18 protein-coding genes are annotated in these 18,477 nt (G+C 67.3%); 9 read left to right on the top strand and 9 right to left on the bottom strand.

What is annotated here, in order from left to right; genetic code table 11:
- Positions 1 to 101 precede the first annotated feature (101 nt).
- The 3 genes from miaA to D2T30_RS02325 all read left to right on the top strand — a co-directional run bounded on the left by miaA (position 102) and on the right by D2T30_RS02325 (position 2,635).
- Entirely contained in the window at positions 102 to 983 is an 882-nt protein-coding gene (gene miaA / locus D2T30_RS02335) for a tRNA (adenosine(37)-N6)-dimethylallyltransferase MiaA (RefSeq protein WP_164884183.1), read from the top strand.
- A gap of 111 nt (positions 984 to 1,094) precedes the next feature.
- Complete coding sequence (locus D2T30_RS02330; protein ID WP_241651175.1) at positions 1,095 to 1,964, top strand: AraC family transcriptional regulator; 870 nt, start codon at positions 1,095 to 1,097, stop codon at positions 1,962 to 1,964.
- Between the two features lie 143 nt (positions 1,965 to 2,107).
- The gene (locus tag D2T30_RS02325) at positions 2,108 to 2,635 is read left to right on the top strand and encodes a TIGR00645 family protein (protein ID WP_128180995.1); all 528 of its coding nucleotides are present in this window, start codon (positions 2,108 to 2,110) and stop codon (positions 2,633 to 2,635) included.
- 242 nt (positions 2,636 to 2,877) lie between these two features.
- On the opposite strand, the gene D2T30_RS02320 is transcribed toward D2T30_RS02325, so the two are convergent.
- Both D2T30_RS02320 and D2T30_RS02315 read right to left on the bottom strand, forming a co-directional pair.
- Positions 2,878 to 3,648, bottom strand: coding sequence for an RlmE family RNA methyltransferase (locus D2T30_RS02320; protein ID WP_128207473.1), 771 nt, complete (start codon positions 3,646 to 3,648; stop codon positions 2,878 to 2,880).
- Entirely contained in the window at positions 3,645 to 4,766 is a 1,122-nt protein-coding gene (locus tag D2T30_RS02315; protein ID WP_128180999.1) for a Ppx/GppA phosphatase family protein, read from the bottom strand. Before D2T30_RS02315 ends, D2T30_RS02320 begins: the two co-directional genes overlap by 4 nt.
- 137 nt (positions 4,767 to 4,903) lie before the next feature.
- Here D2T30_RS02315 and D2T30_RS02310 point away from each other — a divergent pair, with 137 nt between their 5' ends.
- The 3 genes from D2T30_RS02310 to D2T30_RS02300 are packed head-to-tail and all read left to right on the top strand — an operon-like array spanning position 4,904 to position 8,231.
- A complete protein-coding gene (locus D2T30_RS02310; RefSeq protein ID WP_241651174.1) occupies positions 4,904 to 5,599 on the top strand; it encodes a M48 family metallopeptidase in 696 nt (231 codons plus the stop codon).
- A gap of 53 nt (positions 5,600 to 5,652) precedes the next feature.
- Positions 5,653 to 6,864 carry a hypothetical protein gene (locus D2T30_RS02305; RefSeq protein ID WP_128207472.1) on the top strand — a complete coding sequence of 404 codons (1,212 nt, stop codon included), beginning with the start codon at positions 5,653 to 5,655 and terminating at the stop codon, positions 6,862 to 6,864.
- On the top strand, positions 6,861 to 8,231 hold the full coding sequence (locus tag D2T30_RS02300) for a cytochrome P450 (protein ID WP_128207471.1): 1,371 nt from the start codon (positions 6,861 to 6,863) through the stop codon (positions 8,229 to 8,231). The genes D2T30_RS02305 and D2T30_RS02300 overlap by 4 nt, the downstream gene beginning before the upstream one ends.
- A gap of 94 nt (positions 8,232 to 8,325) precedes the next feature.
- Here D2T30_RS02300 and D2T30_RS02295 read toward each other — a convergent pair whose 3' ends face one another.
- The 3 genes from D2T30_RS02295 to D2T30_RS02285 all read right to left on the bottom strand — a co-directional run bounded on the left by D2T30_RS02295 (position 8,326) and on the right by D2T30_RS02285 (position 11,894).
- The gene (locus D2T30_RS02295) at positions 8,326 to 9,795 is read right to left on the bottom strand and encodes a carboxypeptidase M32 (protein ID WP_128207470.1); all 1,470 of its coding nucleotides are present in this window, start codon (positions 9,793 to 9,795) and stop codon (positions 8,326 to 8,328) included.
- A complete protein-coding gene (gene ctaA / locus D2T30_RS02290) occupies positions 9,792 to 10,940 on the bottom strand; it encodes a heme A synthase (RefSeq protein ID WP_128207469.1) in 1,149 nt (382 codons plus the stop codon). Before ctaA ends, D2T30_RS02295 begins: the two co-directional genes overlap by 4 nt.
- 213 nt (positions 10,941 to 11,153) lie before the next feature.
- A complete protein-coding gene (locus tag D2T30_RS02285; protein WP_128207468.1) occupies positions 11,154 to 11,894 on the bottom strand; it encodes an RNA methyltransferase in 741 nt (246 codons plus the stop codon).
- Positions 11,895 to 12,014: 120 nt separating this feature from the next.
- Here D2T30_RS02285 and D2T30_RS02280 point away from each other — a divergent pair, with 120 nt between their 5' ends.
- Together D2T30_RS02280 and D2T30_RS02275 are read left to right on the top strand one after the other, a co-directional pair.
- On the top strand, positions 12,015 to 12,632 hold the full coding sequence (locus D2T30_RS02280) for a thiamine phosphate synthase (protein ID WP_128207467.1): 618 nt from the start codon (positions 12,015 to 12,017) through the stop codon (positions 12,630 to 12,632).
- The gene (locus tag D2T30_RS02275) at positions 12,632 to 13,351 is read left to right on the top strand and encodes a nucleoside/nucleotide kinase family protein (RefSeq protein ID WP_241651173.1); all 720 of its coding nucleotides are present in this window, start codon (positions 12,632 to 12,634) and stop codon (positions 13,349 to 13,351) included. Before D2T30_RS02280 ends, D2T30_RS02275 begins: the two co-directional genes overlap by 1 nt.
- 78 nt (positions 13,352 to 13,429) lie before the next feature.
- Here the strand turns inward: D2T30_RS02275 and D2T30_RS02270 are convergent, their stop codons facing one another.
- The 4 genes from D2T30_RS02270 to D2T30_RS02255 all read right to left on the bottom strand — a co-directional run bounded on the left by D2T30_RS02270 (position 13,430) and on the right by D2T30_RS02255 (position 17,593).
- A complete protein-coding gene (locus D2T30_RS02270) occupies positions 13,430 to 14,209 on the bottom strand; it encodes an SDR family oxidoreductase (RefSeq protein WP_128207466.1) in 780 nt (259 codons plus the stop codon).
- A gap of 160 nt (positions 14,210 to 14,369) precedes the next feature.
- Positions 14,370 to 15,464: a GTP cyclohydrolase FolE2 gene (gene folE2, locus D2T30_RS02265; protein WP_128207465.1), complete on the bottom strand. Its 1,095-nt coding sequence runs from the start codon at positions 15,462 to 15,464 to the stop codon at positions 14,370 to 14,372.
- 111 nt (positions 15,465 to 15,575) lie between these two features.
- Positions 15,576 to 16,754 carry an aminotransferase class V-fold PLP-dependent enzyme gene (locus D2T30_RS02260; protein ID WP_128181017.1) on the bottom strand — a complete coding sequence of 393 codons (1,179 nt, stop codon included), beginning with the start codon at positions 16,752 to 16,754 and terminating at the stop codon, positions 15,576 to 15,578.
- A gap of 197 nt (positions 16,755 to 16,951) precedes the next feature.
- Positions 16,952 to 17,593, bottom strand: a complete 642-nt coding sequence (locus D2T30_RS02255) for an inner membrane-spanning protein YciB (protein ID WP_128207464.1) — start codon at positions 17,591 to 17,593, stop codon at positions 16,952 to 16,954.
- Positions 17,594 to 17,852: 259 nt separating this feature from the next.
- Here D2T30_RS02255 and D2T30_RS02250 point away from each other — a divergent pair, with 259 nt between their 5' ends.
- Positions 17,853 to 18,464: an MgtC/SapB family protein gene (locus D2T30_RS02250; RefSeq protein WP_128181021.1), complete on the top strand. Its 612-nt coding sequence runs from the start codon at positions 17,853 to 17,855 to the stop codon at positions 18,462 to 18,464.
- The last annotated feature ends 13 nt before the right edge of the window (positions 18,465 to 18,477 follow it).

The following is an 18,477-nucleotide window of genomic DNA, read 5'->3' as shown; positions in this document are numbered from 1 at the left end:
ATTTGCGGTTGTCATCGCGGCGCAAAATGTCGCAAATGCCCTCCGGGTTCAACATCGGGATTGCCGCACCCCGCAAGATAATGGCCAATCGCTTGATCGACATGGATAAATTGGATTCCACGAAACCGGTGCTGATCGCCGGCCCCACCGCCTCGGGCAAGTCGGCGCTGGCGCTGCATCTGGCGCGGGCGCAGGGCGGGGTCGTGGTCAACGCCGATGCGCTTCAGGTCTGGTCCTGCTGGCGGGTGCTGTCGGCGCGTCCTTCGGCGGCGGAAGAGGCCTTGGCCCCGCATCTGCTCTATGGTCACCGCGCCCCCGGCGAGGAGTATTCCGTCGGCCACTGGCTGCGCGAGGTCGCGCCGATTCTGGCCGCGCATCGCGCCGGGCGGGGGCCGCGGCCGATCCTGATCGGCGGCACCGGGCTGTATTTCACCGCGCTGACCGAGGGGCTGGCCGAGATCCCGGCGATTCCCGCCAGGGTCCGCGACACCGCCAACCGCCGCATCGCCGACGAGGGCGCGGGCGCGCTGCTGGCGGAACTCGATCCCGACACCGCCGCCCGGATCGACCGGCTGAACCCCGCCCGCATCCAGCGCGCGTGGGAGGTGCAGGCCGCCACCGGGCGCGGCCTTGCCGCCTGGCAGGACGACACGCCGCCGCCGCTGTTGGCCCTGGACGACTGCACCGCGCTGGTGATCGAGGCGGAGCGCGACTGGCTCGCCGACCGCATCGACCGCCGGTTCGACCAGATGCTGGACGAGGGCGCGCTGAATGAGGCCCGCGCCGTGGCGCCCTTCTGGGACCCGCAGGCGCTCTGGGCAAAGGCGATCGGCGCGCCGGAACTGATCGCCTATCTGCGCGGGGAAATGGATCTGGAGGCCGCGCGCGAGCGCGCCCAAGCCGCCACGCGCCAATATGCGAAGCGCCAGCGCACATGGTTTCGTGCGCGGATGACGCGCTGGCACAAGATCATGCGGCCCTGAGGGGCTTTCGCGGAAACTTGCCGGGGTTTGAAAAAAGGCTTTTGTTTCAAGGTATTTTCACGCTTATCCTGCGACAATAAGAAAATATCGCAGCAGTGCCGGACCCCAACAGTGACTCCCCTTCCCCCCGACCGCGCCTCGCGGGCCGCAGAGGCTGAAACCGCACAACCTGAGCCCAACACCCTGCGCCTGCCGGAGCCCCCGGCCGCGCCCCGGGTGTTGCAGGTGTCGCGGCTGGCGCAGGGCGGGCGCTGGCGGGTCGAGGCGATGCGCGCGCTGGCCGAACCCTGCCTGATCTGGTTCACCCGCGGACAGGGGCGGATCACCGTCGGCGGCCTGACGCGCGGCTACGGCGCGCATAACGCGATCTTCATTCCAGCCGGGGTGATGCATGGATTCGACGTCGGGCCGCAGAGCCACGGCTCGGTCGTGTTCTTCGGCCGCGATTGCCCCTTTACCCTGCCCGATACCCCGCAGCACCTGCGCATCCGCGATGCGACGCCCCAGGCGGAGCTGACGGGGTTGGTCGAGGCCGTGCTGCGCGAACTAGACGGCAGCCGGCCTGCCGGGATGCGGGCGGCGGAGCTTTACCTCGGTCTGATCGGTGTCTGGCTGGAGCGGCAGACAATGTTGCAGACCAACGAGGCGCAAAGCTCGGACGCCGCCCGCCGTCTCGTCGCGCGCTATTCGGCGCTGCTCGAACGCGATTTCCGGCTGGGTCAGGGGGTGGCGGACTATGCGCAGGAACTGGGCGTGACGCCGACCCATCTGACCCGCGTGTGCCGCACGACCTGCGGGCGCGCGGCACTCGACCTGTTGCAGGACCGCCGCCTGTATGAGGCGCGCCGCCTGCTGGCCGAAACCGACGCCCCGGTGAAGGAGATTTCGGAGACGCTCGGCTTCACCAGCCCCGCCTATTTCACCCGCGCCTTTCACGCCCGCATCGGCAAGACCCCGTCCGATTTCCGCAAGGCCGGCTGAGGCAGGGACGGCGCCCGGGGGATGGCTGAGGCGGGGACGGCTGAGGCGGGGACGGCGAATTGCCGCGCCCCCTTTGATTTCCGCCATCATCCGGTTATGTCCGCCGTCACGCAAATCCGGGCATGCGACATCTGGGAGTTTTCATGGAAAAGGCAATCGAGCGGACGCTTTTCGCCAGCCGCTGGCTGATGGCGCCGATGTATCTGGGACTGGTCGGGGCGCTGATCATCCTGCTGTGGTCCTTCGTCATGGAATTGTGGCATTCCATGATTCTGCTGCCCTCGCTGGGGGTGGACGATGCGATGATGGCGGTGCTTGCGCTGATCGACCTGACGCTCGCCGCCAATCTGGTGATCATCGTGATCTTCTCGGGCTATGAGAATTTCGTCAGCCGGATGGATACCGCCGATCACGAGGACCGCCCAGAATGGCAGGGCGAGGTCGATTTCTCGACCCTGAAGCTGAAACTGATCGCCTCGATCGTCGCAATCTCGGGGATCCATCTGCTCAAGGTCTTCATGGATGTCGAGAAATATGCCGACGACAAGATCCGGTGGATGCTGACCATCCACCTCGTCTTCATCGTGTCGGGGGTGCTGCTGGCGGCGATGGACTGGATCTCCATCCACGCGAAATCGATGAAGAAAAAGGGCAAGAGCGAGGCCTACTGACGCGCCGCCTTCGGCGGAGTGGGCCGGGACCTGCGTCTTTGGGACGGGGTTCAGACCGGGAGCGCGGTGCGGGCGGATGGGACGCAGGGGGCCAGCCCCCTCGCCCGTTCCGGGCATTCGGCGGGCCAACCTTCCACCGGAAGGTTGGCTTGTCCGCCTCATCCCGGGATATTTATGGAAACACGAAAGAGAGGCGGTGGCGCCGGGGGGCGAGGCGATTCCGGAATGCGCGCCGGCGGCGATCATTCGTGGTCGGGGGCGGTATTCTGATCCTCGGCATCCGTCGCCTCGTGGCGCTTGCCGCGGAAGCCCTGTGCCACCACGAATTTCTCGGAGCTGTCGCGGCGCGAGGCCGGGGGCTTCACATTCGCGACCTTGGTGAAGTTCTTCTTCAGGATCGTCATCAGTTCCTGCTCCGCCCCGCCGGCCAGAACCTTGGCGACGAAGGTGCCGCCCTCTTCCAGCACGTCGAAGGCGAACCAGGCGGCATGTTCGCACAGGGTGATGATGCGCAGGTGATCCACCTGCTGGTTGCCTGAGGCCGCGGCCGCCATGTCCGACATCACCACATCGGCGGGACCACCCAGCCAACCCTTGACCTTTTCATCCGCGTCGTCGGTGAGGAAATCGAGCTGATGGATCTCGGCCCCCGGGATCGGGTCGACTTCCTGAAGGTCGACGCCCAGCACCGTGCCCCGCTTCTTGCCCGATTTCTCGCCAAGCGCATTGACCCGCTCGACCGCCACCTGGCACCAGCCACCCGGCGCGCAGCCAAGATCGACCACCCGTGCGCCCGGCACGAGGAAGCGGTATTTGTCGTCCAGCTCAAGGATCTTGAAGGCCGCGCGGCCGCGATAGCCTTCCTTTTTCGCCCGCTGGACGTAAGGGTCGTTCAACTGCCGTTCGAGCCAGAGGGTCGAGCTGAGCTTGCGCCCCTTGGCGGTCTTCACCCGGACGCGCAGCTCTCGCTGGCCGCGGCCAGAGGTGTTCTTTCCGGTCGGTGTCTTGGTCATCGGATCTGTCCCATCTCGTCGATCACGCCATCGGCGGCCATTTGCGCGTAAAGCAGTCCTTCGCGCAGGCCGCGATCGGCCACCGACATCCTGTCGGTCGGCCAGACCCGCATCAGGGCCTGCAGGATCGCAGCCCCCGACATGATGAGCGTGTGCCGGTCGCGGCCGATCCGCGGATCCGCACGCCGTCCATCAGGGCCGAGCATCAGAAAATTGCGGATCACCGTGTCGATCTGCGCCGACGTCATCGTCAGCCCGTCGACCCGGGTCCGGTCGTAGCGTTTCAGCCCGAGGTGGCAGGCCGCCACCGTCGTCACCGTGCCCGAGGTCCCGATGATCTGGAACCCGCTCAGCGGCGCGCCGCAGGCATAGGTGGAGAAATTCGAAAGCTTTTCTTCAAAGAACCAGGACATCAGCGCGAAGCGCGCCGCGTCGTCTTCGACATCGGCGAAATGGTCCTTGAGCGTCGCCACCCCATAGGGAACGGAAATCCAGTCGACCACCCGCGCCTGCGGCTCCGGCCCCTCGGGCTGACGGAACCCGCCCGAGATGCGCATGATCGCCCGGCCGCGTTCCGAGGGCGGCACGCGCGAGACATCCATCCAGACAAGCTCGGTCGAGCCACCGCCGATATCGACGACAAGGATCTGTTCCGCCTTGGGCGACACCAGAGAGGCGCAGGAGATCACCGCCAGCCGCGCCTCTTCCTCCGCCGGGATGATTTCCAGCGGCAGCCCGGTTTCGCGCCGCACGTAGCGGATGAAGTCGCGGGCATTGCCGGCGCGCCGGCAGGCCTCGGTCGCGACGAGCCGCATCCGCTTCACCCCGTGCAGTTCGATCTTGTGCCGGCAGATCTGCAGGGCCTGCACCGTGCGCGCCATCGAATTGCGCGACAACCGGCCCGAGGCTTCAAGCCCCTGCCCCAGCTGGACCGCCTTGGAAAAGCTGTCCACGACCTGGAACTGATCCCCGCGCGGGCGGGCGATCAGCATCCGGCAACTGTTGGTGCCGAGATCCAGCGCAGCATAAAGCTCGCCCGATTCGGCGTATTTTTTGGTCGCGGGAGGCTCTACCGCTTTCGGGAACGCGCCCGCGGACCGGGGACGCCTGGGCGCCATTTCAACGCCCTCCGATTTCAAGTTGTCCCCAAGGTATCCATTTGCCCCCCCTTATTCAAGACTGGGCGGTTCAACCTTTGGCGCTAACGGGACGGGCGCGCCTTGACATAGGGGGACGCGCTCTCCAGATCGGGGGCATGACCCTGCTTCTGCGCCTTTTGCCGGTTCTGGCCGCGATCGCCTATGCCATCGTCATGTGGCAGTTTTCGGCGCGCAATCTGGCGCGGCAACTGAACACGAAATCGCACCGGCTGCGCGATCCGGGGCTTGATCCGGTGCTGTCGCGGATGGCGGCGGCGCTTGGCCTGCCCGAGGTGCCGGTGCATGTCTATCAGGTCGCGCCGGTCAACGGGCTGGCGGCGCCGGACGGGCGGATCTTCCTCACCGAGGGGTTCCTGAACCTTTACCGCAAGGGCGAGGTCAGCGCCGAGGAACTCGCCTCGGTCATCGCGCATGAGCTTGGCCATGTCGCGCATGGCCATACCCGGCGGCGGATGATCGACTTTTCCGGGCAGAACGCGCTGAAGGTGGTGCTGGGATCGCTGCTCGGGCGGGTGATCCCCATCGCGGGCGGCTGGATCGCCCATATGATCGCCACCACCCTTGCCGCGCGGATGAGCCAGCGCGACGAATACGAGGCGGACGAATATGCCTCGGCCCTGCTGATCAAGGCGGGGATCGGCACCGGGCCGCAGATCTCGCTGTTTCAAAAGCTCGACCGGCTGACCGGCGGCACGGCGCTGCCCGCGCCCGCCTGGCTGACCAGCCATCCGGCGACCGATGCGCGGATACGTGCCATCGAGGCCTCCTGCAAGCGCTGGAACGTCGCTTAACCCCTTACCGAAGAAAAGACATTCGGCTAACCTCGCGCCAAAGTGAGGGGGGAATGGACGCAACCGATCCACATGCGGTCCGGCGCCGGCAGGTGTTCTACATTCCGGGCTTCGACCCGTTCCATCCCCGCCGTTACCGCGAGCTTTATCGAAAACAGGCCGGGGAACAGGCCCGCATCGCCGGCTATGAGATCGCCGTATCGCCAAAGCGCGGCGCCGGCGCCTATGGCTGGCATGTTCACACGGCGCAGGATGGTGCGCGGACCGAAACGGATGTCGATGTCCTGATCTGGTCGGACATCGTGCGCGGCTCGATGAACGCCTCGATCCCGGCGACCTATGCGCAGCTTCTGCGCACGGTCTGGGCCTATGTCGGGTCGGGCGCGCTGTTCCGGCTGATGCGGCTGCGGCGGGGGCCGGTGCTGGCCGCGCTCTATCCGATCGTGATGCTGCTGGTGCAGGCGGCGATCGGCCTCGGCCTTGGCGTGGGGCTGGCCTGCGCCCTGCCCGCCTTTCCCCATGATGGCGCGGTGCGGCTGGCGATCATCGCCGCCGTGCTGATCGCGGTGCTGCGGCTGTTCCGGGCCTTGGACAGACGGATCTTCGCCTATTACCTGATGCACGACTATGCCTTCACCGCCCGCTGGAACGGCGCCTACCCGCCGGAGCTGGAGGCCCGCATGGCGGATTTCGCCAAGACCATCGCCGCCGCGCTGCGCGGCCCCTGCGACGAGGTCTTGCTGATCGGCCATAGCTCGGGCGCGCATCTGGCGATCTCCATCCTCGCCGATCTGACGCGGCAGGGGCGCATCCCGCAGGAAGGCCCGCGCATGGCGCTGCTGACGCTGGGTCAGGTGGTGCCGATGGTCAGCTTCCTGCCCGGGGCGCGGCGGCTGCGCGCGGATCTCGCGTGGCTCTCGACGCGGGAAGAGATCTTCTGGCTCGACGTCACCGCGCCCGGCGATCCCTGTTCCTTCGCCTTGTGCGATCCGGTGGCGGTGTCGGGCGTCGCGCCGCCCGATCAGCGCTGGCCGCTGGTGATTTCCGCCGCCTTCCGCCGCAGCCTGTCGCCCGAACGGCGCAAGCGGCTGCGCGGGCGGTTCTTCCGCCTGCATTTCCAGTATCTTTGTGCCTTCGACAATCCGGCGAACTATGATTATTTTGCCGTCACCGCCGGGCCGGTGACGCTGGCATCCCGGTATCAGGGCCGCGCCCCTTCCCCCAGCCGCATCACCCGCGCGGCGCAGCACCCGGCGGACGCATGACCGGAACCATTCCTCCGAAACCCGCCGCGCGACAGGGGCGCCCGTCGCTGTGGCGGCTGCTGCGGATGTTCCGCGCCGACATGCTCTCGGCGCTGCCAGCACGGCTCTATCATGCGTGGATGGCCGAGTTCCGCACGCCCTTCTTCCGCTCCTACCTGTGCAATGATCCCGCGCTGGTGGAGCGGGTGCTGAAAACCTGCCCCGCCGATTTCCCGAAATCCCTGCGCATCGCCGAGGGGCTGCGCCCGCTGCTGCGCAACAGCGTCTTCGTCACCAATGGCGCGCAATGGGAACATCAGCGCCGCATCATCGACCCGGCGTTCGAGGGCGGACGGCTGCACCAAAGCCTCCCCGCCATGCGGGCGGCAGGCGCGAACGGGGTATTGAGACTTCACGCGAAGTCAGGACCGGAACCGATTGAGATAGAACGCGAAACCTCCCACATCGCCGCCGATGTGATCTTCCGCACGCTGTTTTCCATCCCGATCGAGGATGCCGCGGCCACGGCGGTCTTTCAGGCCTTCCGCACGCATCAGCGCGCCATGCCGATCGTCAATCCGGCGGCGCTTCTGGCGCTGCCCCGCTGGTTGCCCCGGTTCCATTCCCGCGCGACCCGCAAGAGCGCCCGGCACATCCGCCACCTGATCGAGCGACTGACGGCGGAACGCGCCGCGGCGATCCGCGCCGGCACCGCCCCCGACGACCTGGCGACCAAGATCATGACCTTCACCGATCCGGTGACCGGCACCGGCTTCGATGCGGCGGAGATGGTCGATCAGGTGGCGATCTTCTTTCTGGCCGGGCATGAGACATCGGCCTCGGCGCTGGCCTGGGCGCTCTATCTGCTGGCCACCCATCCCGACTGGCAGGAGCGTGTGGCCGCCGAGGCGCGGGAGGTGCTTGCCGGTCCCGATCCGGACCTGTCGCGCCTGTCGCAACTGACCGCCAGCCGCGCCGTCTTCCGCGAGACGCTGCGGCTTTATCCGCCCGTGCCGATGTTCGTGCGGGAAAACCGCTGCCCGGTGCGGTTTCGCGGCCGCGACATCGCGCCGGGCGGGCAGATCGTCCTCAGCCCCTGGCATCTGCATCGGCACGACCGGATCTGGGACGATCCCGATGCGTTCGACCCCGCCCGCTGGGACAGCCCGAATGGCCGGGCGGCGGCGCGGCAGGCCTTTATCCCGTTTTCCGCAGGCCCGCGCGTCTGCCCCGGCGCCGGCTTCGCCATGGCCGAAGGGCCGCTTCTGCTGTCGATGATCCTGCGCGATTTCCGCCTCGCCCCCGCGCCGGGCCGCACTCCCGTCCCTGTCGCGCATCTGACGGTGCGCGCCCGGGACGGGATCTGGCTGCGGCTGACACCCCGCTGAGGCGCGCCCAAGGGCGCGAGGGGGCCAGCCCCCTCGCCCGTTCCGGGCTCACCCCCGGGATATTTAGGGAAAAACGACGGGAAAGGGCGCTGTCCTAGAGACGGTAGATCGCCGTGAACTTGTCTTCCAGATAGTCGAGCAGCGGCGCCTCGGTCGGGGCGAAGCCGCAGGCAAGGGTGATCGTCTCGACCGGGGTGTGCAGTCCGCCGTGGCGATGCACATTCTCGCGCAGCCATTCGACAGCGGGAGCCGCCGTTCCCTCGGCCAGCGCATCCTCGTATTCCGGGACCTGTTCGCGCAGCGCCTTGTAGAGGCAGCCGGCATAGACATTGCCAAGCGCATAGGTCGGGAAATAGCCGAACAGCCCCACCGGCCAGTGGACGTCCTGCAGGAAGCCCTGCGAGGGACGTTCGACCTTGACCCCGAAATCCGCCTGGAACCGGCCGTTCCATGCCTCTTCCAGATCGTCGACCTCGAGCTTGCCGGACATCAGCGCCCGTTCCAGATCGAAGCGCATCATGATGTGGAGATTGTAGTGCAGCTCATCGGCCTCGGTGCGGATGAAGCCCGGATGGACGCGGTTGATGCAGGCGTGGAAATCCGCGGCCGAAGCGATGCCGAAATCGCCGAAAGCGTCGGTCATCCGGGTGTAGAGCCAGCCGGTGAAGGCGGACGAGCGGCCAAGCTGGTTCTCGAAGATCCGGCTCTGGCTTTCGTGGACGCCCATGGACACGCCGTGCCCGATCGGGGTGAACAGGTAATCCGGGTCGATGCCGAGTTCGTAGCAGGCATGGCCGGTTTCGTGGATCGTCGAATAGATGCAGTTGAACGGATCGCTTTCCACCACCCGCGTGGTGATCCGCACATCGCGCCCCGAACCCGAGGAGAACGGATGCACCGCCGTGTCCATCCGGCCGAAGTTCCAGTCATAGCCGAAGGCCGTGGCGCATTTGCGCGACAGTCGCAGCTGCGCCGTTTCGGGGAAGACGTGTTCCAGCACCGGCGGGCGATACTCCGCCCCCAGCACCCGGTCCTTCAGCGCGACGAGCCGCGGCCGCATCCGGTCGAAGATCGCCGCCAGACCGCGCGCCGTGGCGCCCGGCTCGTAATCGTCGAGCAGCGCGTCATAGGCGTCGCCGTTCGAGATGCAGCCCGCCTCCTCGCGTTTCAGCGCCACCACCTCGCGCAGCACGGGCAGGAAGGCCGCGGGATTTTCCTCGGACCGCGCCTCGGCCCAGATGCTCTGGCTGAGCGAGGTGAGCCGCGCGAGTTCCGAGGCGAGCCGTGCCGGAACCCGGGTGTTGCGGTTGTAGGACCGCCCGACGAGGTCGAGGATCCGCGCCTCGGCGGGCGTCGTCGCCTCGGCCCGGGCGAGCCAGTCCTCAATCCGCGGATCGGTGCGGCGGGCATGCAGGATGCCCTCGATCGCGCCGGTTTCCTCGGCCCGCTGCTCGGCGGCGCCGCGCGGCATCATCGCCTCCTGATCCCAGCCAAGACGCTCGGCGATCGAGGCCAGCGCCTCGGTTTCACGCTGGAAGTCCAGCAACTTCTGCAAAGCGGTCATTTTGCCCCCCGGATCGACTGCACGACAGGATAACGCGCGAGGAAACGCGCGCGAAGGATCAGCACGAAGGCGACGACGGCGCCCAGCTGATGCGCGAGGCCCAGATGCAGCGGCGCACCATGGACCAGCGTGACGATGCCGAGACCCACCTGAACGAAGAGCCATGTCCCCATCCAGGCAAAGGCCACCCGTGTCGCCGCATGCGCCGAACGCCGGCCCAGAATGGCCGTGACGACGCCGAAGACGAAGACAAGATAGCCGGCCATCCGGTGAATGAACTGCACAAGACCGGGATCTTCGAAGAAATTCCGCCACAGCGGCGTGAACGGGAATGGATCGGGCGGCAGGAACTGCCCACCCATCCACGGCCAGTCGGTGAAGCCACGCCCCGCGTCGATCCCCGCGACCAGCGCGCCCAGCAGGATCTGCAGGAAGGTCAGATGCAGCACCCCCGTCGCCATGCCGACCAGCCTGGGTTCCGCCAGACGGCGCGCCTGCAACAGATCCGCCTCGCGCCGGCCAAGCAGCATCGCATACCAGGCGATGAAGCCGAGGATCAGGAACGCCAGCCCCAGATGCGTGGCCAGCCGGTAGGAGGCGACGGAGGTCATCTCCCCCACCAGCCCCGAGGACACCATCCACCAGCCGATCGCCCCCTGAAGCCCGCCAAGCGCCCCGATCAGCAACAGCCGCCCGGTCCAGCCAACCGGGATCTTCCGCGCGGCGAGGAAGCCGAAGAAGCCCACCGCCCAGACCAGCCCGACCAGACGGCCAAGCTGACGGTGCGCCCATTCCCACCAGTAGATGCCCTTGAACTGCGAAAGCGTCATGCCCTCGTTCATCAGCGCATATTGCGGCGTCGCCTGGTATTTGGTGAATTCGGTCTGCCAGTCGGCCTCGTTCATCGGCGGAATGGCCCCGGTGACGGGTTTCCATTCGGTGATGCTCAGGCCGGAATCGGTCAGCCGCGTCGCCCCGCCCACGGCGATCATCGCCACCACCAGCGCGAACAGGACGAACAGCCAGATGCGGATCGCCTTGCGCGCGCCGCGGGCGCCTGCGTCGATCAGATTTCCCTTCGGCGTGGCGCGGGCGGCCGGGGCCTCGGCTCCGACCTCCTCGAAAATGCTGCGTTTCGGGTTCATGAAGGTCTCCGTCCTTTGCAACCGGACACTAGCAGGCGCCCCGCCACAGACAAGGGGTGGCGCAGGGGGCCAGCCCCCTCTTGGCCTGCGGCCAATTCACCCCCGGGATATTTATGGAAGAATGAAGAGGCCTTTGTTCAGAGCCTTCATTCTTCCATAAATATCCTGGGGGAGCGCGGAACGCGCGGGGGCAGCGCCCCCACGCCCCCGCCATCAATCCCGGCGCCGGGTGATCTGGCGCAGCATCCCGTGCAGCGTCTGCACATCGGCGCGCGTCAGCCCGAAGCGCGTCCACATGTTGCGCAGGTTGCGCTTCATCATCGGCCCCTTGTCCGGCGGGAAGAAATAGCCTGCCGTGTCCAGCTTTTCCTCGTAATGATCGCCAAGCTTCTCGATCTCGATCTGGCTCGCCATCTCGGCGCCCGCCAGCCCCGGGTCGACGGGCGGCACGTCATAGACCCCGCGCGAGAATTCATAGGCCGTCAGCAGCACCGCCTGCGCCAGATTGAGCGAGAAGAACTCCCGGTTCACCGGCACGGTGATGATCGCGTTGGCCCGCGCGATGTCGTCGTTTTCCAGTCCCGTGCGCTCCGGCCCGAACAGCACGGCGACCTTCTGCCCCGCGGCGATCCGGGCATGGGCTTCGGCCATCGCGGCGGCGGGGGTGTAGATCGGCTTCGTCAGCTCGCGCCCGCGCGCGGTGGTGGCAAAGACGAAATCGCAATCGCCGATCGCCTCCCCGGTCGTGTCGAACACGCCCGCATGATCCAGCACCTGCGCAGACGCGCCCGAGGCCATCGCCACCGCCTTCGGGTTCGGCCAGCCGTCGCGCGGCGCCACCAGCCGCATCCGCGCGAGCGAGAAGTTCAGCATCGCGCGGGCCGCCGCGCCGATATTCTCCCCCATCTGGGGCCGGACCAGCACGAAGACGGGATTTTCGATCAGATCGGTCATGCGGTTTCCTTTCCGTTGCCCCCTTAGCCCCCCCGAACGGCTCTGGCAAGGCGGCCTGCCCTGCGTTAGAACGCCCGAAACGCAAGCCCGCGCCGGACGGCGCAAACGAAAGTGTTCGCCATGGCCGAGGACCTCCCGCAGATCTACCTGCTCACCCCGCCAAGCTTCGATCTGGATGTCTTCCCCGGGACGCTGTCGCGGGTGCTGGCGGCGCATGAGCCGGCCTGCGTCCGCCTCGCGCTGGCGACGAAGGACGAGGATGCGGTGATGCGCGCCGCCGATGCGCTGCGCGTGGTGGCGCATGAACATGACATCGCGCTGGTGATCGAGAACCACATCCACCTCGTCGCCCGCCACGGGCTCGACGGCGTGCACCTGACCGATGGGGCGCGCTCCGTCCGGGCGGCGCGCAAGGAACTGGGGCAGGACGCCATCGTCGGCAGCTTCTGCGGCGCCTCGCGGCATGACGGGATGAACGCGGGCGAGGCGGGGGCGGATTACGTCTGCTTTGGCCCGGTCGGGGAAACCGGCCTTGGCCACGGCGCGCGTGCGGACCGCGACCTTTTCGCGTGGTGGAGCGAGATGATCGAGGTGCCGGTCGTCGCCGAGGGCGCCCTGTCCGAGGCGTTGGTCCGCGACCTCGCCCCCGTCACCGATTTCTTCGCCATCGGCGAAGAGATCTGGAACGACGACGATCCCTCGGCCGCGCTCGGCCGGCTGATCGCGGCGATGGGCTGATGGAAAAGAAGTCCGACAGGGAAATCTGGCTGGGCGACTCGAACGGGCCGATGGGGGATGTCGGCGCCTTCATGGACAGCGAGTTGCGCGTGGACCGGGCCGACCTGCCCGGTCATATCCGGCAGCTTGACGGGGGGCGCAACCTGATCGCGGTCGTCGGCGCGCCCGGGTCGGGCAAGTCGCGTCTGGCGCGCGAGCTTTGCACCGCGCTGAACGAGGATGCGCCGGGCACGGCGGCGATCGTGGCGATGGACGGCTTCCATCTGGACAACGACACGCTCGACGCAAGGGGAATGCGTCACATCAAGGGCGCGCCGGACACCTTTGACGTCGCTGGATTTATCGACCTTCTGCAAAAGATCCGCACGGCCGGAACCGAGATTCCCGTCCCGACTTTCGACCGTTCGATCGATGCCGTCGTTCCGGGCGGCGCGCGGATCGCCGCCGGCACCCGCTTCGTTCTGGTCGAGGGGAATTACCTGCTGCTGACCCGACCCGGCTGGCACGACCTGTTTCCGCTCTTCGACCTGTCGATCCGCATCGACGTCGCCGAAGCGGAACTGCGCCGCCGCCTGCTGCGCCGCTGGCGCGACCTGCCCGAGGCCGAGGCCCTGCGCAAGGTCGAGGAGAACGACCTGCCCAACGGCCGCATGCTCCGCGCGGAAAGCCGCGCGGCGGATCTGGTGGTGCGGATCGAAGACGCACCACCCCCGGGCTGACGCCCGCATCAAGGTCCCCGCTTCGGACGCCTCGCGGCAGCAGAGCCGTTCCGCCACGCGCCGAAAGCGGATACCCCCTCAGATCGAGATATTCGCCGCGCCGCCGTCGAGCATCAGGTTCTGCCCGACGATGAACCCCGCATATTGCGAGCAGAGGAAGGCACAGGCCGCGCCGAATTCCTCCGGCGTGCCGTAGCGCCCGGCGGGGATCGAGGCAGCGCGCTTCGCCTCGGCCTCTTCGATCGAAATGCCCTGCGCCTTCGCCACCGCGGAATCGAGCGACACCGCCCGATCCGTCGCATGGATGCCCGGCAGCAGGTTGTTGATGACGACGCCCTTGCTCGCCACCTGCCGCGAGGTGCCGGCGACGAAGCCCGTCAGCCCCGTCCGCGCGGTGTTCGACAGGCCAAGCTGCGCGATCGGCGCGCGCACGGCGGCCGAGGTGATGTTGACCACCCTGCCCCAGCCGCGCTCGATCATCCCCGGCATCACCGCCTGCATCATCGCGATGGGCGCGAGCATGTTGCCGTCGAGCGCCTTGATGAAATCGTCGCGGCTCCAGTCGGACCAGACGCCGGGCGGCGGGCCGCCCGCGTTGTTGACGAGGATGTCCACCTGCCCGGCGGCGGCCAGCACCTTCTCGCGCCCCTCGGGCGTGGTGATGTCTGCGGCGACGGGCGTGACCTTCACCCCGGTCGCGGCGGCGATCTCGGCCGCGGCCTTTTCCAGCGCCTCGGCGCCGCGCGCGTTCAGGATGATCTCCACCCCGGCTTCCGCCAGTTTCCCGGCGCAGCCCCGGCCAAGCCCTTTCGAGCCCGCGCAGACGATCGCCTTCTTGCCGCTGATGCCCAGATCCATCGCATCCTCCTATTCTGCCTCATGGCTAACAGGTTCCCGCGCATGGTCAAGCCGCCCCCGGACGGGAACGACCTGCCTTTCATCTTTCCACAAATATCCCGCCGAATGCGCTTGCGCCGAGGGGGCTGGACCCCCGCGCCCTCTCCGCCCGCGATCCCCGTCAGCCTCCGTGGCTGAGCGAGGCGAAGAACCGCGGGTCGAGGCTCGCCGAGGCGAAGGTCGCCCCCTCGGTCAGCACGGCGACGGCATCGTGGCTGTGCAGGCTTTCCTGATGGCTGGCGGCGACGCGGAAATCGCCCACCCGCGGATCGGCAAGCAACCCGCCCGCGAAGGCGCGCACCGCATCCTCGACGAAGATCGGATTGGCGGCGTTGAGTTCGGCGAAGGCCTGTTCGTCCTCGCGCTTGACCATCACCTGCGTCTCGGTCGGCACGGCGCGGCGGGCGATGTCGATCAGGTCCTCGAACCACAGGCAGCCGCCCGTTTCATCCAGCACCACCGAGATCCGCGCGACGGAACGCTGCGAATGCGGCGTCGCCAGTTGCCCGCGCGTGCGCCGCGCATGTTCGGACAGTTCGAGCGAACACGGGCAGGTCGAGGAATAGACGTAATCCAGATGGATCATCTTCTGCCGGGTGCCGTTCTGGTCGACCATCTCAAGGCCGATCTCGTAATATTGCCAGCCCCTCAGGCCGGAGCGCAGGCTCTCGATCTCCGCCGGGAAGCTGAAGCGCATCATCAGCCGGGCGTCGAAACTGTCGAGCTTGTCGCGGTAATCATCGAGCGCGGCCGCCATCACCTCGAAGGAAAACTCCTTCCCGGCATGGGTATAGAAGGAGCGCATCACGCGCGACATGTTGATGCCCTTCTTGTTCGCATCGAGGCTGACCGTCCCGGTGACCGAGGTTTCGAGCGTCACCTCCCCCCCGGAGCGGGTGCGGTAGCGCAAAGGCAGGCGGAAGTTCGAGATGCCGACATGCTCGATCCGCGCCTTCGCCCCGACGATCAGCGAGGCGGGGCCGTTCTGCAGATCGGGCAGCGTGGCGCGATAGGCCTCGTCCACCCTGAAATCCGGGTCGTAATGGCGGCTGAGGTCGGGATAGTTCGACACTTCATGCCCCGGCAGCAGCCGCGCGATGGCCGGATCGAGCCGCGCCACCTCGGCCGGATCGGCCTGTGCGGCCCAGGCACGCAGCACGTCGAGCGCGGCTTTCGCCTCTTCGCCATCCGGGGTCAGGCGGGTCTGGAGGTTCATCTCTGCATCCTTTCACACGGCATTGCCCTGAAACGGCGGCGCCCGGCTCGATATGGGCCGGGCACCGGGATTTTCCAGAGAGGATCGCCGCAGGCGACCCCGATTCAGGCCTCAGGCGGCGTCGAGCGCGCCGAGCACGTCGGCGATCAGGTCGTCCTTGTCCTCGATCCCCATCGAGATCCGCACGAGGCCCGGCGTGATGCCGATCAGGGCGCGTTCCTCGTCGGTCAGGTTCTTGTGGGTCGTGGTGGTCGGATGCGTGGCGATCGACTTCGCATCGCCGAGGTTGTTCGAGATCGAGATCACCTTCATCGCGTCGAGGAAGCGGAACGCCGCCTCCTTGCCGCCCGCGAGGTCGAGGCACAGCAGCGTGCCTCCCGCGCCCATCTGCTTCATCGCCAGCGCATGTTGCGGATGATCCTCAAGCCCCGGATAGATCGTGCGCGCGAGCTTCGGATGGCCGAGCGTCGCCTTCGCCACCGCCTCGGCATTCGCCGCCTGCGCCCGCACCCGCAGGTCGAGCGTGCCGAGACCGTTGAGCATGATCCAGGCGTGGAACGGGCTCATCGCGCCGCCGGTGTGTTTCACATAGGTTTCGAGCGGGCCGCGGATGAACTCATGCGTGCCCAGCACGACACCGCCAAGCGCCCGGCCGCCGCCGTCGATATGCTTCGTCGCCGAATAGATGATGATGTCGGCGCCGAGCGACACGGCCCGGGAAAAGATCGGCGAGGCGAAGGCATTGTCCACCACGACTTTCGCGCCGACGGAATGCGCGGCTTTCGCCGCCGCTTCGATGTCGATCACCTCGAGCCCGGGGTTCGAGACGCTTTCAAAGAAGCAGACCTTAGTGTTCGGCTTTACCGCCTGCGCCCAGTTTTCCGGCTGGGCGCCGTCGATCAGCGTCACCTCGACACCGAACTGGCCCAGCACCTTGAGAACATGCAGGCAGGATCCGAACATCTGCCGCGCGGCGACGATATGGTCGCCCGACTTGACCAGCGACATCAGCGCGCCGTTGACCGCCGCCATGCCCGAGGCGGTGGCGAAGGCGTCCTCGGTCCCCTCGATCGCGGACATGCGATCCTCGAACATGCGTGTCGTCGGGTTGCCGTAACGGGCGTAGATGAATTCGTCGGGGCCGGACGAGATGAACCGCGCCTCGGCCACTTCGGCGGAAGGATAGACGAAGCCCTGGGTCAGGAAGAGCGCTTCCGCCATTTCGCCATACTGGCTGCGGCGGATGCCTTCGTGCACAAGTTTCGTCCGGGTCTTCCAATCCTCGGTCATGGGATGCCTCCTGGCTGCAAGTGCTTGCGGCCTAGCGCCGCAGCCCGCGCGCGTCAACGGGGAGTCGATGCGGGATCGGTGCGAAGACCGCCTTTGTTGGCGCGGCGGCGACGTCGCCGGGGGCTTTGCCCCCATCCTTGCGGCATGCCGCAAGGATTCCCCCAGGATATTTATGGAAAAACGACGGGAAGGGCCGGTCAGTCGTCGTTCTTCGGCTTTTCGGTGCCGTAGCGGGAAAACAGCGGGCCCTGCGCGATGAAGAAACCGAACATCAGGATGGTCAGCCCGAAGGTCTTGAAATTGACCCAGGCCTGATCCGACATGGTGCGCCAGATCACCTCGTTCGCGACGGCAAGGAACAGGAACAGCGCGATCAGCCGTTTGGTCAGGATCGTCCAACCCTCGGTCTTCATCGGGATGGCGCCGTCCATCACCAGTTGCAGCCACGGCTTGCCGCGCCATAGGCCGAAGGCCAGGATCGCGGCGAAGATCAGGTAGATGATCGTCGGCTTCATCTTGAAGAAATGCGGATCGTTGAACCACACGGATAGCCCGCCGAAGACCACGACCAGCACCAGCGTGGCGATCTGCATCGGCGCCAGCCGCCCGGTCAGCCGCCACAGGATGAAGGTCGACACCGCCATCAGCGGGATGAACAGCGCCGTCGCCACGACGAAGCCCGAATAATCCGTGCCGCCGATGACGAAATGCGCGTCCTTGTATCTGGTGAAGAAGACGAAGAACACCAGCAGCGGCCCGAATTCCAGCGCCATCTTCACCCAGGGCTTGGTCTGGCGGGCCCCGGCGTGCTGCGGGTTCGTGTCGTTCTGATCGGTCATCCGGTCCTTCCTTCCGTCCGGGCCCGGGGCCCGGTCCGCGATCCCCCTTTGGGGTATTGGCTCTGCGCAGAGATACGCCACGCGCGCGCGGAACACACCCCTTTTCCGCAGCGCCGGCCCGCCGGTCACGGGAACGTGGCGCGCCTGCCGCAGGCGCGGGCGTCCGGCCCGGCGGCGGGCGCGAAAAACGGCATCTGTGGCTGGCGCGGGCGCGGGCGCGGCGATAGGATCGCGTCACCCATCCTTACGGAGCCCGGATATGGATCTTCTGTCCCGCCTGTGGTCCGACCTTGCCGCCTCGTTCACGGCGACGCCGCCTTCGGTCGCTGCGTTTCGCATGGTGGCGGCGCTGGCCCTTGGCGGCGCCATCGGGTTCGAGCGCGAATGGCATCACAAGCCCGCGGGCCTGCGCACCCATATGCTGATCGCCATCGCCTCGGCGCTGTTCGCGCTGATCACCTTCGAGCTGGTCGACATCTCGCGCGAGGACGGCGCCGACAGCGGCGCGCGCAGCGACATGGTGCGGCTGATCGGGGCGGTGACCTCGGGCGTCGCCTTCCTCGCCGCCGGGACGATCGTCATTTCCGCCGGGCAGGTGAAGGGGCTGACGACCGGCGCGGGCATGTGGCTTGCGGGCGCGGTCGGGCTGGCCTGCGGCTGCGGGCGGATCGGGCTTGCGGCACTGGCGACGGCGATGACGGTGGTGGTGCTGTGGGTGTTTCGCCGGCTGGAGGCGCGGGTCGACAGGTTCGAGGACCGGATCGACCGTGACCACCCGGACCCGGATTTCCCCGGGCAGCGCCCCTTGCGCCGTCCCGGCCTGCGTCCCGGGCGGCGGTCGAAAACCACGGGCATCGACCCGATGGTGTGATCAGGCCCCCGCG

Origin of the sequence: Paenirhodobacter populi (assembly GCF_004022215.1) — a bacterium.
Classification (GTDB): Bacteria; Pseudomonadota; Alphaproteobacteria; order Rhodobacterales; family Rhodobacteraceae; genus Rhodobacter; species Rhodobacter populi.
This window is presented reverse-complemented; position numbering and strand designations above follow the sequence as displayed.